This window comes from Candidatus Omnitrophota bacterium (genome assembly GCA_028693815.1).
Taxonomy (GTDB): domain Bacteria; phylum Omnitrophota; class Gorgyraeia; order Zapsychrales; family Aceulaceae; genus Aceula.
This window is the reverse complement of sequence record JAQUUP010000008.1, coordinates 1-14,680: the sequence shown is the minus strand read 5'-3', so window position 1 is coordinate 14,680 and position 14,680 is coordinate 1. Positions and strand designations below refer to the sequence as shown.

Below are 14,680 nucleotides of genomic sequence, written 5' to 3'. Positions count from 1 at the left end.
AATCGTTGACATTTAAAAGATTGTTCTTCTTTTTCCAAGACTTAACAGAAAACCCATCATCAAAACAAAAACAACAAAAGAAGACCGACCATAACTAACAAAAGGTAAGGTAAGGCCCACAATCGGACAAAGCCCTAAAACCATGCCAATATTAATAACAGTTTGAAGTGCCAAAATAGTAACAATACCAATACCTGCCAAATATCCAAACTTTTCTTTAGTTCGTTCAATAAGATCAAGCGCTTTCATAAGAAGAATAAAAAAACAAAAAATTAAAAAAACAGAACCAACGAGACCCCACTCTTCTCCCACAACCGAAAAAATAAAATCTGTGTGCCTTTCAGGCAAAAAATTAAGTTGATTTTGTGTTCCAGACAACCACCCTTTGCCGAATATTTGACCAGACCCAACGGCAATTTTTGATTGAATAATCGTATATCCCGCTCCTAGAGGATCAATATTCGGATTTAAAAAAACTAACAATCGATCTTTTTGATATGACTTCATGAAGCTCCAAAGAACAGGGAGAGAAACAAGCCCAAGACTAATTAAACCTAATAAATATTTATACGCAATCCCACTTGCATACAACACAACAACAAAAATTCCAAAAAGTAAAAGAGCTGTCCCCAAATCAGGCTGTTTAAAAACTAAAAAGGCTGGAAAAGCGACAATAACAAATGGAACTAGAAAATCCGAAAAGAACTCTGAATTGACTCCATAGCGATGAAAAGCAATCTTTGGCTTATTATCAGCAAAATATCTCGCTAAAACTAAAATAATTGAAAACTTCATCAACTCCGATGGTTGAAAATTTAAACCAAAAAATTCAATCCATCTTTTTGCACCAAGCGCGTAATGTCCAAAAATAAAAATTCCAAGCAAGAAAATAACATTCGCCGCATAAAGAACATATGCTATGTCATAAAATTTCCGATAATCCACATGACTTAACCCCCAAATAGCTAAAAACCCAACAACAGCTAAAATAAGCTGATCAAAAAAAACTTTTTGCGAAACTCTTGCATTTTGATACGAGGCGCTATACAACGCAAGCAAACCGACAGAAACAATAACAATCATTGCAATCCAAATAATTTTATTTAAATTTCGGCTCATAAATAACTATATAATCCCTTCTTCTCTCATTCTAAGCAAAAACTTTTTGGCTAAACGACACGCGTAATAACTAGAGCCACCATGCTCTAGAAAGATACAAAATACTATTTTTCGTTTTGTCTCTGGGCAAAAACCAGCAAACCAAGAATGAGAGTTCTTCCCTCCAGATGTTTGTGCTGTCCCCGTCTTTCCAAGGACTAAAAGATTTTTTATCGCCAATAAATGCGCTGTCCCCGCATAATCTCCAACGGCTGCTTTCATACCAGTTTTAACATCCTGAAAATATTTCTTAGGAACATCCATATCTCGGGATAAAATCAACTTTTTGTTCTCCATATCTCCAAGAGAGATCATCACATGTGGAGTAATTTCTTTTCCTTCGCGAGCAACAGTTGCAATCATATTAGCAAGCTGAATTGGTGTCGCTAAAACATCTCCTTGCCCAATAGAGAAATTTAACGTATCTCCTTTGCTCCAAGACCGCCCAGAACGCTTAAAGGCCCTATCCGGATCTGGAATCAATCCAGGTTCCTCGTACGGAAGATCAATATTCGTCAAATTTCCTAAACCAAATCGATGCGCATATTCCTCCATTTTCTCAGGGCCTAGCAATAATCCAACATTATAAAAGTAAACATTGCAAGAATGAGCAATCGCTTCAGTAAAATTCTGAATCCCATGAGAATGAGAACACCGGAAGGATCTATTCCCTAAGCGATAGACACCATTGCACAAAAAAGTTTTTTCAACTGAAACCTTCTTTTGATCTAACGCAGCAATAGCCATCGGAATCTTAAATATTGACCCCGGCGGATTCTGGCCACTAATCACTCGATTCATCATTGGAGCAGAAGAATCTAAAAATAATCGACCTCTTTCTTTAGATTTTGAACCATCCGTAAAAACATTAGGATCAAACGACGGAACACTGACCGAACCCAACACTTCTCCTGTGTCAAGATCCAAAACAACAATAGCCCCTTTTTGGTCAGAAAGAAGCTCACTTGCAATTTCCTGAATTCGAACATCAATACCCAGCACAATGTCTTGACCTTTAACCGGTTCTTTCTTTCCCAGCAAACGCACTTGCTCACCACGGCTATTAACTTCTACCTGAAAACCCCCATCCTGTCCTCTTAAAAAATTGTCATAATATTCTTCAACTCCAGAATATCCAGTCACATCCTGAACAGAATATCCATAACCCTTAAACTTCTTCATCTTGTCCCGATTTATCCTTGAAACATAACCTAAAACATGCGCACCAACTTTACCAAAAGGATATTCTCTTTTTGCACCCACTTTCACAAAAAGTCCAGGAAATCGAAATTTATTCTCCTCTAAAGCAATAGCTTTCTTTTGATTAACGTCCTCTTGAATAATAACCGGAACAAAAGGAGCCGCTGATTTCTCTCTAAAAATTTTTATTAATGCATCGCGATCAATTTCCAAAGTTTTACTTAAAAACAGAAATAAATCCTCTTTATTTTTAATTTCTTGAGGAACAACAACCGCATCAAACGATACACGAGTATCTGCCAAAACAACGCCATTTCGATCTAAAATACGTCCCCGATTACCCTCAATCGATACAATACGAATACGGTTGTATCGACTCAATTCATAGTATTCATTACCCTTGATAATTTGAAGATAAAAAAGCCCCAAAATTAAAACAAGGAAAAGACTAGAAATAATTAATTTAATAACTTTAAGTCGCATTTTCTAAGATAATCAAAACAAAACGGCGAAACCGCAACGGTTGCCGCAACTTCGGGAAGAAAAATGAAAATAAAAACATCGCTAAAATTAATCTTTAAGAATATTGAACTAATAAAATAAATTAAAATAACATTAAGAGAACTAAAAAATCCAGAAATAATAAACTTAAAAGAAAGAGCATCAAACTGTAAGAAATACTTCCTAACCAAAGCTAGAATATACGAACAAAACATAAAAGATATAATATGAACACCGAAAATTCCAGAACCAAAACTATCAGAAAGAATACCCCCGATTAAAGAAGCAAAAATCCCATAACGAATGCCAAACTTTAAATTAGAATAAACTACAAGCAAAATAAGAAGATTAGGCTTAAACCAAGACCCAAATATCTGAAAAATTGCTACTTCGGCTAAAAATAGCACAAATGAAAAAAAAGCAATTCCAAAAAGTTTTTTCATAAATTCTAAACACCTAAATTTATTCCCGTGGTATTTTAAGCACAATCACTTCTTCTATTTGTGATAGCGAAACAGCTGGCTCGACAAAGCATTCGATTGTCGGACTACCAGGACTATCCTGAACAGCAATAACTTTTCCAACCAAAAGCCCTTCCGGAAAAAAAGAACTCAACTTTGATGTAATAACATTATCACCGATATTAATTTTTGACTCTGGTGACAAATATTGCATTCGACAAATCCCCTGCAATGTTCCAGAAACCAAGCCCTGCTCTCGATTGCGCTGAATAATAGCGGCGACGCTAAAACTTGGATCTGTCAAAAGCATCACTTTGCTTACTCTAGATCCAACTTCTAAAATTTTGCCAATGACACCTAAAGAGCTGACCACCGGCATTCCCTGCTCTAATCCATCAACTTCTCCGCGATCAATGACAATAACTGCGCTCCAATTCGATGGATCTCGTCCTACAACGCTCGCTGCAACAGAAGAAAAAACAGATGCTGACTGAAAATCCAAAAGATTTTTAAAACGGCTATTTTCTTTCAAAACTTCCTCTTGTTCAATCAAGCGCCTTCTAAGGGTTTTGACCTCGTCGGTTAAAATTCTATTTTCATTAAAAGTTTTTCGATAAAATAAAATCTTTTTAACTTCTTTTAAGGGAAAGGTAACAATCTTGATTGGCCAAGAGGAAGCAGAAATGACAGCTGTTCGCAATCCAGAAAAAATATTTTGATTAAAGAATAAAATAAAGAATGGAAGGGCAAGAATTAAGAAATATATAAATTTTCGTTGTGAGCTTCGAAACACATTAATATTCTTTCAAACATTAGAAATCAATTTTAGTAGGAACCACAAGGCCTCGACGTAATCTTAAAGGCATATCCAACATCTGACCGGTTCCTAACACAACAGCTGTCAACGGATCATCAGCGATGTGAACAGGAAGTCCTGTCTCTTCAGCAATCAATTTGTCAAGACCTCTTAACATAGAACCACCGCCTGCCATGACAATGCCTCGATCAATAAGATCAGCGGCAAGCTCTGGTGGAGTCTGCTCCAACGTCACCTTCGATGCATCAACAATAGCCCGAACTGGAGGCTGAAGCGCTTCACGAATTTCTGCAGAGGTAATCGTAATTGTTTTCGGTAAACCAGAAATAAGATCTCGCCCTCTAACATCCATAGTCAATTCTTCATCCAGAGGATAAGCAGATCCAATGCGAATCTTAATCTCTTCAGCGGTACGCTCACCAATCATCAAGTTGTACGTCTTGCCTAAGAAATCAATAATAGCTGTATCCATCTCATCTCCTGCAATTCTAATAGATTGCGAATTAACAATGCCTCCTAAAGAAAGAACCGCAAACTCTGTGGTTCCCCCTCCAATATCAACAATCATATTGCCGGCCGGATCTTCTACAGGAAGACCAGCCCCAATCGCAGCAGCTTTTGGCTCTTCAATTAAATCAACAGAGCGTGCACCAGCCCGCTCAGCAGAATCTTTAACAGCTCTTTTTTCTACCTCTGTAATACCCGACGGAATCGCAACAACCATCGCCGGACGGACTAATACCTTTCGAGAATGAACTTTCTTAATAAAATAACGAAGCATTGCTTCTGTTATCTCGAAATCAGAAATAACACCATTTCGCATTGGGCGTATCGCCACAATAGAGCCAGGAGTACGACCGAGCATTCTTTTAGCTTCTTCACCAACAGCCAAAACTTGGCCAGTCTCTTTATGAATAGCGACAACAGATGGCTCGCACAGAACAACCCCTTGTCCCTTAATATAAACTAAAGTAGTAGCCGTTCCTAGATCGATTCCCATGTCATTGGAAAAAAGACCAAAGATATAATTTATACCTTTTTTAGCTTTCTTCCAGAATCTTCGCAGTATCATATTATTGCTCCTATTGGTAACAAAAACATCTTATATGAAAAGAAAAGCAGTGTCAATCCCAAAGGCTTTTTATATTTTATCAATCTTTGCCCCTAATTTTCTAAAATCAGAAAGAAAGCCTGGATACGATTTATTAATACATTCTATATCTTTAACTCTCGCACCAACTTTTAACCCTAAAACACAAAATGACATTGCCAACCGATGATCATGATGAGGGTCAAGTAAAACATTTTTCCTGTATTCTTTTTGAGGATAAATAATTATCTCACCTTTTTTCTCAGTAATCTTAGCCCCAATCTTCATTAATTCTTTCTTTAAATCGCCAATCCGATCCGATTCTTTAATCCGCGCATGCTCAATACCATAAAGACGTGTCTTTTTTTGAGCAAAAAGAGCTAAAATACTCATAATTGGAAGAAGATCCGGACAATCCTTCAAAGAAAAAGAACCGCCATTTAAAATAAAAGGGCCTTTAAGCTGCAAAGAACTCTTCGTCCTGCTTATTTTAACGCCCATTATTTTTAAAAAATCCATTATTTTGCCATCGGCCTGAATCAAACTCGAATCCAAAAATCCTTTTAAACTTATATCAGATGAAACCAAAGCCCCGGCCGCTAACAAAAAAGCAGCCAAGCCGTAATCTGACGGAACTACAAAATTCTTCAATCCTTTAAATTCCTGATTAGCCTTAACCAGAAAACAATTCCTCGATACGCGCCGAACCAAAACACCAGCTTTCTCAAGAACATTAATTGTCATCTCAATATACGTCTGAGAAACAAATGTTTTTCCTTTAATAAAAAGCTGCAAATCATTTTTCAAGAACGGCGCAGCAATTAAAAGCGCAGATATAAACTGGGAACTCAAGGACCCATCAATGCTAACTTGTCCCCCTTTTAAACAACCACCTTCAATGCTAATCGGAACTGTTTCTTTGATTCCTTTTCCTTTTACGTCTCGCCCCATTTCTCGCAATACTTTTGTTAAAAAATGATTTGGTCGAGAGCAAAGTGTTCCTTCCCCAAAAACTTGACTTTTATTATTTTTTAATGCCAAAAGAGGCAAAACAAAACGCAGCACTGTTCCGGATTCATTAACATTAACAATAAAAGATTTCTTTTCTTTTGAAAAATTTGCTTTAACAAAATAATCTGTTTTCGAAAAAGAAATAACACTCGACCCTAAATATTTTGCGACACAAATAGCAGACTTGACATCATCGCAAGAAGAAAGATTTTTAATTCTAGATGTGCCGCCACAAGCACTAATAATAACAGCACGAATCGAATAAGATTTTGAAGAAGGAAGAAAAATACTTCCCTTTAAATTTTTGATAGGACCGACCGAAAGAATCATTGCGGAACAACAACCTTATCGTTAACTTTTATTTTCTTTGCAAGCAAGGGAGGCAAGACATCAGCAACAGACATTAATGCCTGAACACGCGTTACCTTTGCTTCCCCTAATAACGATTTACCACGATATATTTTAACAACAGCATCTTCTTGCATTTTGCTTTCCTGACCTAAATTAATAATAACAAAATTATTTTCACGATTAATCTTTAGTATCTTGCCTTCGACAGCTTCTGGCGACTTTTCAGAAACGCCTTCTTGAGTCTCAATAGATTCTACTGGCTCACCCGGTGTAATTACAATTTTATCAAGATCAACTTTATCTTGCTCTGTCGCCTCTTCTAAAGACTTAATCCTTTCTTCTCTTTCTCTTAATTTCTCCGTGAGCTCTATTCCCAAATTTTTTGATGCTGTTAATTCCTGATCTAGCGATGCAGTTTTCTCTCTCAAAGCAATCGCTTCCTTTTGAAATTTATTTTTTTCGACAGTTAAAGAATCAACATTATTCTTTAAAACCAAATTTTCTTTTTTGATCTCTTCTTTTAATGCTTTTTCTAAATCAAAATCATCTAAAAGACCATTAATTTTTTCATCCGCTTCTTTAAGTCGTTGCTCAAACAAAGTATTTTTTGCAATAGATTCTTCTAGCTCTCCAGATATTCTGGCCCTGTCTTGCTCAGAAACTTCCAATTTTGCCTGAGCTCCTTGACGCATCTCACGTTCTTTTTGAAAGAAGAATATCGAAATAGCCGTTAGGGACAAAAGTAAGATTGAAAAAACGACAAGAAAAATTGTTAGTGTTTTTCCTGATTTATTCATATTCTTTTTCTCCTTTTAAATTTTATACTAATATTATTATAAGAGAAAGGATTCATAAGTAAAGCAGATTCGAAAAAAACCAAAAAAACGAATCTCTCAAAAATCTTCCTTTAAAAACTCTTTTGGAATAATGGAAGAAAACCCAATCCATTTGAATTTCGTTGGATGTTTAAAAACAATAGATCTTGCATGTAGCGCTAATCTTGGGAAATTCGCTTTCTTCCCATATTTATCATCCCCTAAAATAGGATGGCCCAAGTAAGCCATGTGAACACGCAACTGATGCGTCCGTCCTGTTTTGGGCATAAGAGCAACAAGCGTAGATTTCTTAAATCGCTTTAAAACCCTATAAACTGTTTCAGCAGACTTTGCGTTCGCAGCAAGGATAGCCCTCTTTTCTCTATGTTGCGGATGCTGACCTAAAGGAACATCAATCTTTCCCTCGTCAAATTCAATTAAATTCTCAACTAAAGCAACATATTGTTTTTTCACAATACGTTTTTCAAATTGCCCTGCCAAGCGAACATGTGATTTGTTGTTTCTTGCAACAACAATCAACCCTGATGTCTCCTTGTCTAGGCGATGCACAATACCAGGACGAAGAGCATCGCCAGCAGTCGACAGCTCTTGATATCGATATAAAAGAGCGTTCACCAAAGTACCGCTACGACATCCTGGCGCAGGATGCACCACCATGCCAACTGGTTTATTGACAACAACAATATCTTCATCTTCATAAAAAATATCTAATGCAATATCTTGTGGTGTTGCGCGCAATTCTCCAGGAAGCTCAGATTTAACTTCTATGGCATCCCCAATCTGAATCTTGTAATGAGGTTTGACAATTTTTTGATTAACAGAAACCAAGTTTTGATCAATTAAATGCTTTGCAAAACTTCGAGATGGGCATTGCGGAAGATTCGATGCTAAGAAAATATCTACGCGTTCATTAACATGATCTTCACCGACGATTAAGGTATGCGTATCCATAAGTGGCCACTAAAATAATACAAATATTAATAATTTGGAAAATTCCTAAATTTAAAAAAATGGGATCATAATCTGCGCGCACGAATTGAATAAAAAACCTTTGCGTGGAAGATAAAATAAAATATAGAATAAAAACTGTCCCTGGTGCAATATTCTTTTTTTGGAAATATTTAAGCGTAAAAAATATGGCAAGAAGGCTTGCAAATGAATACAACTGCGTTGGTTGCAATTTTGCAGAATGGACAGGAAAAAAGATTCCCCATTGGGCTTCTTTCCCGTAACAACATCCATTTAAAAAACATCCCAATCGACCAATGGCTTGACCCAAAGCAATATATGGAGCGACTAAATCTATTACTTGTAACAAAGGCTCTTTTTTTCTTTTAATAAAAAGAAACCCTGCTAGTGACCCTAAAATCAATCCACCCTGCCACGCCAATCCCCCCTTATAAATCATAATAATTTCGAAAGGGTGATCAATGAAATAAGAGATATTCAAAAAAACAAAAAATATCCGGCTTCCTAAAATACCAAAAATAGCAACCCAAAAAACAAGATCAAAAATAAAGTCTGGATTAATCCCTTTTTGCTTTGCTTCTTTTTGAAGCAAAAAAGAGCAAACCACAATCGCAAGAGCCAACATTGCTCCATACGAATAAATGGTTAACGATCCTATTTTGAAAAGAATGGGATACATGTCATTAAAATAATAATTGTTCCAATGGTAATCGCACTATCAGCTAAATTAAAGACAGGCCACACTTGAAAATCAATAAAATCAATCACATATCCAAAGCACACTCGATCAATTAGATTTCCTAAAGCACCACCGATAATCAAAGAAAAAGCAAAAATATAAAGTGGTCCAAAATGCTCATCTTCTCTATGCAAATAAAGATAAGCGCTAAACAAAAGAATCGCAATTGCAGAGATAACAACAAAAACAATGCCTTGATTCTTAAAAAGACCAAAAGCAATACCTGTATTATGAACCAACGTCAAATGAAAAACATTTCGGATCGCAGGAATAGATTCACCGAGAGAAAGTAATTGAGAAAAAAATATTTTTGAAATCCTATCAAGAAAAACAATTGCCGTGATAGTAAAAAATGAAATGAAAATAGTCAGCTGAGATCTTGTCATGAATGGCCATTAAACAAAATTTATTGAGACTCTAGCTTTTCTTGACATTTTAAGCAATTCTCAACATACGGAAGCGCTTTTAAGCGAATTTCTCGAATAGGACCATCACATTCTTCACAAATGCCAAAGACTCCATCTTCAATACGCTTTAAGGCTTTATCTATTTTTGAAAGAAGTTCTCGATCATTGGAAGCCAATCCTAAAGAAAATTCTCGATCATACATATCTGTTGCAACATCTGCCAGGTGCATCACGTGACCTGAAATATCTCCAGACTCTCCTCGATCTGACGAAGAAGAATTCTTAGAAATTTGCCGAATATCACTAGTAATCTTTTCTTTAAGATTAAATAAACTTTTTTGATATTGAGCAATCTTATTCTTATCCAAATCCTTTTTTTTCATCTAAAGCTCCTTTATCCTAACTTTTAACCAAAATGATTTTTAAAAATTTATTCTACTTTGTCACATATTTTGAATAACCGGAAGACAATGCTCGCATAATTCTGGATGCTCTTTATCTTGACCTATTTTGCTGCTATAATTCCAACACCTCAAACATTTCATGCCATCCGCTCTCTCCACAGTAATATTAAAACCCTGAGCCGCTTTATTTATCTCAACAGCAGAAACAATAAAAATAGTCTTTAAATCAAACATTTTATCGCATGCCTGCCACCGTTGAAGCATTGCGTTGTCTGCAATATTAAAAATAATCCTTGCTTCTTGAGAACTGCCAATAATGCCTTGTTGCCGCTTTTCCTCTAAAGAGGCTAAAACGCTAGGCCTTACCTCTTCGATAATTTTAAAACTATCGGAAACTTTTTTATTCTGCCATTGATTTAATTGGTCTGGCCAGCTCAAAAGATGTATGTTTGAGTTTTCTTGCACTGCTGACTCTTTAGGCATCGCTTCAAAAATCTCTTGAGAAGTAAAGCTTAGGATTGGAGCAGTTAATCGAACCAAAACATCCAAAATATAAAAAAGAGCAGTTTGCGCTGAACGTCTATGAATCGACTTGGATGCAGAAGTATACAATCTATCTTTTAGGATGTCAAGATATTTGCCTGACATTTCCTCGTTACAGAACGAATAAATCTTCTTATAAACATCAGAAAAATTGTATTGGTCAAAACTCTTTTCTACTTCTTCAGCCATGGTGGCCATTTTATCTAAAGCCCATTGATCAAGCGCCAACATTTCCTCGCAAGAAACAATATCTTTTTCAATATCAAAATCAAACAAATTACTTAACATAAAACGGGCCGTATTTCGAATTTTTCGATACGCATCAACTAAACGATCCATAATTTCTTTTGAAATACGAATATCTTCATTATAATTGCTAGAAGCCACCCAAAGTCTTAAAAAATCTGCACCATAATTTTTAATAATATCTAAAGGAGACATCACGTTCCCTAAAGATTTTGACATTTTTCGCCCATTGCCATCAACAACAAATCCATGTGTCAAAACAGCCTTAAACGGTGGACAACCCTCCATCGCCACAGCTGGAATCAAAGAAGACTGGAACCATCCTCTGTGCTGATCAGACCCTTCTAAATACAAATCAGCCGGGATGGTTTTATCAATCTTTCCTTTAAGCACAGCTTGATGGCTTACCCCAGAATCAAACCAAACATCTAAAATATCATTAGCCTTCTCAAAATCAGCTTTTCCGCAATCAGGACAAACAAATCCAATTGGCAAAAGATCCTTGATGTCTTTTTCAAACCAAACATCAGTTCCTTCCTTTTTAACAAGATCAGCTAAATGCTCAACAACATCCGAAAACAGTTTTTGTTCATCCCCGCATCCATGGCAAATAAGCGCCGGAATAGGAACGCCCCAATATCGCTGTCGAGATAAACACCAATCTGGACGCGTTTTAACCATTCCCAAAATACGATCCTCGCCAGATTCAGGAATCCACTGAACTTCTTCTTTGATCGCCTTAACAAGCTTTGAACGCAAATGATCATGATCAATCGATACAAACCATTGCTTCGTTGCCCTAAAAATAATTGGCTTCTTGCAGCGCCAACAATGCGGATACGAATGCGTAACATCTTGACTGAAAAAGAGAATTCCTTTTTCAGTTAATCGCTCAATAATTATTGGATTTGCTTTAAAAACGTGCATCCCTTTAAACTCAGCACCTTCATCTGTAAAAACACCTCGATGATCAACAGGAACAACAACATCCAATTTGAATTTCAGGCCTGTTTCATAATCTTCTTGCCCATGACCAGGAGCCGTATGCACAAGTCCTGTTCCATCTTCCCTTGTAACATAATCAACACTGACAACTGGACAATGTTCTCGAAGCTCAAACGGGTGCGTATAAAAAAAGTTCTCTAAATCTTTCCCACTACATTCTTTGATAATCTTAAAATCTTGAACTCCACCTTTTTCTAAAACAGAGACAGATAATGTTTTTTCCAAAACAAGGATCTCATCGCCGACATCAACAAATACATATCGATAACTCGGATGAACCGCAACCGCAACATTAGCCAAAAGCGTCCAAGGCGTTGTTGTCCAGACAAGCAATGAAATCTTTTTTTTCTGATCAGCCTCTTTACATTGCTGAGGATTCTCAACCTTAAATTTAACAAAAACAGATGGAGAACTGTGGTTTTCATATTCCACTTCAGCTTCAGCCAATGCTGTTTCACAAACCGCACACCAATTGACCGGCTTCAAACCTCTGTAGAGATATCCTTTTTTATTAAGCTGGGCCAATGATTTTAAAATCCAATATTCATATTCTGGATCAAGCGTTAAATAAGGATCGTCCCACTCACCAAAAATACCAAGGCGCTTAAATTGTTCTTTTTGAATCTCAACATATTTCATTGCATAGTCATGCGCTTTTTTTCTAAAATCAACCAACTCAACCTGAGACTTATGCGCCTTCATTTCTTTAAGTAATTGATGCTCAATCGGAAGCCCATGACAATCCCATCCAGGCACATACAAACTATCAAATCCCTGCATGGTTTTAAATTTAACGATAATATCTTTTAAAATTTTATTTAAAGCATGGCCAATATGAATATTGCCGTTAGCATACGGAGGTCCGTCGTGCAGAATAAATTCCTTTTTGCCTTTGGCATTCTTTCGGATGGCTTGATAAAGACCTTGTTCTTCCCATTTCTTCAAAAGATCAGGCTCTTTTTTTGCAAGGCTAGCACGCATAGAAAAATCTGTTTTTGGTAAATTTAATGTGTCACGATAGTTCATAATTTATTTAATATATTTCCCAATAATAATATCTAAATCTTTTTTTATCTTCTTAGAAATCTTTGTCCTATCTGTCACTATAGCAAATTGAAGCGCGTTCTCAGCCTCAAAACATTCCACCTTAGCCGCCTCAACAATAGCTTTTTTTAAAATCTTTTTTGCATTATCAACATTCTTTGTTAAATATTTAATAATCATATCAACCGTAACACTTTCGTGGGATTCATGCCAACAGTCATAATCTGTCACAGCCGCCAACGTAGCATAAGCTACCTCAGCCTCACGTGCAAGCTTTGCTTCAGTTGCATTCGTCATCCCAATAATATCCAAACCCCAAGATCTATAAAGATTAGACTCAGCTCTTGTTGAGAATTGCGGACCTTCCATGTTCAAATAAGTTCCGCCACGATGAACGCTAACCCCAACAGTTCGAGCACTTTTTTCTAAGATATCCGAAAGCTTTGAACAGGTCGGATCTGCAAACCCAACATGAGCAACAATTCCACTTGAGAAAAAAGTCGATTGCCGCTTAGTGGTTCGATCAATAAATTGGCTTGGAATAACAAAATCCATTGGTTTTAATTCTTCTTTTAAGCTACCGCAAGCTGAAACAGAAAAAATCGCACTAACACCTAGTTTTTTCATACCATAAATATTAGCCCGATAATTAATTTCACTTGGAGAAATTTTATGTCCCTTATCATGACGCGGCAAGAATACAACTTCAACTCCTTGAAGCTCTCCACAAACATAAGCATCCGAAGGTTCACCAAAAGGCGTCTGCACTCTTACCTCTTTAACATTTTCAATACCTTCAATATCATAAAGCCCGCTTCCACCAATAATTCCGATTTTTCGCATAAAAACTATCTCCTCGATAATGCTTTAGACCGCTTTTGAGCTGCTCTTAAAGCTTGCTTAAAAATAACATCTATTTTGTTCTTTGAGAAAACATCAATCGCAGCCTGCGTTGTCCCGCCTTTTGAAGTTACCCTTTTTCGTAATATCTGTGCATTATCCTTACTCTTCTTCAACAGCTCGATACTTCCATCAAACGACTGAAGAACTAAGTCGCTCGCTATTTTCTCATTAAACCCTAGCGCCTTTGCTGCTTTAATCATTTCTTCAATAAAAAGATAGATATATCCCGGTCCACTTCCCGAAACAGCTGTGACAGAATCCATAAGATTTTCTTTTACAACAATCGTTTTTCCGATTGTATCAAAAATAGACACCGCAACTCTAATGTCTTGCGAGCTACTATATTTCCCTCTACAAACAGCTGTCGCCCCTTTTTGTATTTTTGCGGGCAAATTTGGCATAGCACGAACAACACGGGCCTTTGCACCTATTTTCTTTTCTAAATAATTTGTCGTAATGCCTGCAGCAATTGAAATAAAAAGTTTCTTGCTAAGAGCCGCTCCTTTTAATTCCTGTAGCGCATCGTCAATACCCTGAGGCTTAACCGCTAACACAACGACATCGCAAACTTTTAAAAGATCTGCAATGCTCTTAGTTGTCAGACGATAAACTTTCTTTAAATACTTTTGGCGCGTTCGGGATGTCTCGCTAACAATAATCGAAAACTTAGATCGAGCTCCTGCCAAAATAGCCTCGCCCATATTGCCACAACCAATAATACCAATTTTTTTCATAATTTTATCCAAAAACAATAATCTCTAAGAAAAAATAGCCTGCCCAATACGAATCATATTTGACCCCTCTTCAAGTGCGATTTCATAATCATTTGACATGCCCATTGATAAAAATTTCATTTGAACATGCGGCACTTTACAAAACTGATCTGAGATCTTTTCTTTCAAATCACTCAAACGCTTGAAACAATCACGAACAATTATTTTGTCCTGCGTCCAAGGAGCTATTGTCATAAGCCCCTGAATTTCAATATTCTTAAA

At 36.6% G+C, this 14,680-nt stretch carries 15 protein-coding genes; all 15 read right to left on the bottom strand.

The window, feature by feature from the left end:
- Positions 1–12: 12 nt before the first annotated feature.
- Entirely contained in the window at positions 13–1,119 is a 1,107-nt protein-coding gene (gene rodA / locus PHY73_03845; protein ID MDD3374841.1) for a rod shape-determining protein RodA, read from the bottom strand.
- A gap of 6 nt (positions 1,120–1,125) precedes the next feature.
- Positions 1,126–2,841, bottom strand: a complete 1,716-nt coding sequence (gene mrdA, locus PHY73_03840; GenBank protein ID MDD3374840.1) for a penicillin-binding protein 2 — start codon at positions 2,839–2,841, stop codon at positions 1,126–1,128.
- Positions 2,817–3,302, bottom strand: coding sequence for a rod shape-determining protein MreD (mreD, locus tag PHY73_03835; GenBank protein MDD3374839.1), 486 nt, complete (start codon positions 3,300–3,302; stop codon positions 2,817–2,819). Before mreD ends, mrdA begins: the two co-directional genes overlap by 25 nt.
- Before the next feature lie 19 nt (positions 3,303–3,321).
- A complete protein-coding gene (gene mreC / locus PHY73_03830; GenBank protein ID MDD3374838.1) occupies positions 3,322–4,113 on the bottom strand; it encodes a rod shape-determining protein MreC in 792 nt (263 codons plus the stop codon).
- A gap of 19 nt (positions 4,114–4,132) precedes the next feature.
- The gene (locus tag PHY73_03825) at positions 4,133–5,209 is read right to left on the bottom strand and encodes a rod shape-determining protein (GenBank protein MDD3374837.1); all 1,077 of its coding nucleotides are present in this window, start codon (positions 5,207–5,209) and stop codon (positions 4,133–4,135) included.
- A gap of 69 nt (positions 5,210–5,278) precedes the next feature.
- The gene (gene aroA / locus PHY73_03820) at positions 5,279–6,568 is read right to left on the bottom strand and encodes a 3-phosphoshikimate 1-carboxyvinyltransferase (GenBank protein ID MDD3374836.1); all 1,290 of its coding nucleotides are present in this window, start codon (positions 6,566–6,568) and stop codon (positions 5,279–5,281) included.
- Positions 6,565–7,386, bottom strand: coding sequence for a hypothetical protein (locus PHY73_03815; protein MDD3374835.1), 822 nt, complete (start codon positions 7,384–7,386; stop codon positions 6,565–6,567). The genes aroA and PHY73_03815 overlap by 4 nt, the downstream gene beginning before the upstream one ends.
- Positions 7,387–7,482: 96 nt before the next feature.
- Positions 7,483–8,376, bottom strand: coding sequence for an RluA family pseudouridine synthase (locus tag PHY73_03810; protein MDD3374834.1), 894 nt, complete (start codon positions 8,374–8,376; stop codon positions 7,483–7,485).
- Positions 8,348–9,073, bottom strand: a complete 726-nt coding sequence (lgt, locus tag PHY73_03805) for a prolipoprotein diacylglyceryl transferase (protein ID MDD3374833.1) — start codon at positions 9,071–9,073, stop codon at positions 8,348–8,350. Before lgt ends, PHY73_03810 begins: the two co-directional genes overlap by 29 nt.
- Positions 9,049–9,519 carry a signal peptidase II gene (lspA, locus tag PHY73_03800; protein ID MDD3374832.1) on the bottom strand — a complete coding sequence of 157 codons (471 nt, stop codon included), beginning with the start codon at positions 9,517–9,519 and terminating at the stop codon, positions 9,049–9,051. The genes lgt and lspA overlap by 25 nt, the downstream gene beginning before the upstream one ends.
- A gap of 20 nt (positions 9,520–9,539) precedes the next feature.
- Positions 9,540–9,923, bottom strand: coding sequence for a TraR/DksA family transcriptional regulator (locus PHY73_03795; protein ID MDD3374831.1), 384 nt, complete (start codon positions 9,921–9,923; stop codon positions 9,540–9,542).
- 60 nt (positions 9,924–9,983) lie between these two features.
- Positions 9,984–12,764: an isoleucine--tRNA ligase gene (gene ileS / locus PHY73_03790; GenBank protein MDD3374830.1), complete on the bottom strand. Its 2,781-nt coding sequence runs from the start codon at positions 12,762–12,764 to the stop codon at positions 9,984–9,986.
- 3 nt (positions 12,765–12,767) lie between these two features.
- Positions 12,768–13,625 (bottom strand): S-methyl-5'-thioadenosine phosphorylase, encoded by an 858-nt coding sequence (mtnP, locus tag PHY73_03785; protein ID MDD3374829.1) that lies wholly within the window; start codon positions 13,623–13,625, stop codon positions 12,768–12,770.
- A 5-nt stretch (positions 13,626–13,630) separates the two neighbouring features.
- Positions 13,631–14,419: a pyrroline-5-carboxylate reductase gene (proC, locus tag PHY73_03780; GenBank protein MDD3374828.1), complete on the bottom strand. Its 789-nt coding sequence runs from the start codon at positions 14,417–14,419 to the stop codon at positions 13,631–13,633.
- 24 nt (positions 14,420–14,443) lie between these two features.
- A partial coding sequence (locus tag PHY73_03775; protein ID MDD3374827.1) for a YggS family pyridoxal phosphate-dependent enzyme occupies positions 14,444–14,680 on the bottom strand: 237 nt, incomplete at its 5' end.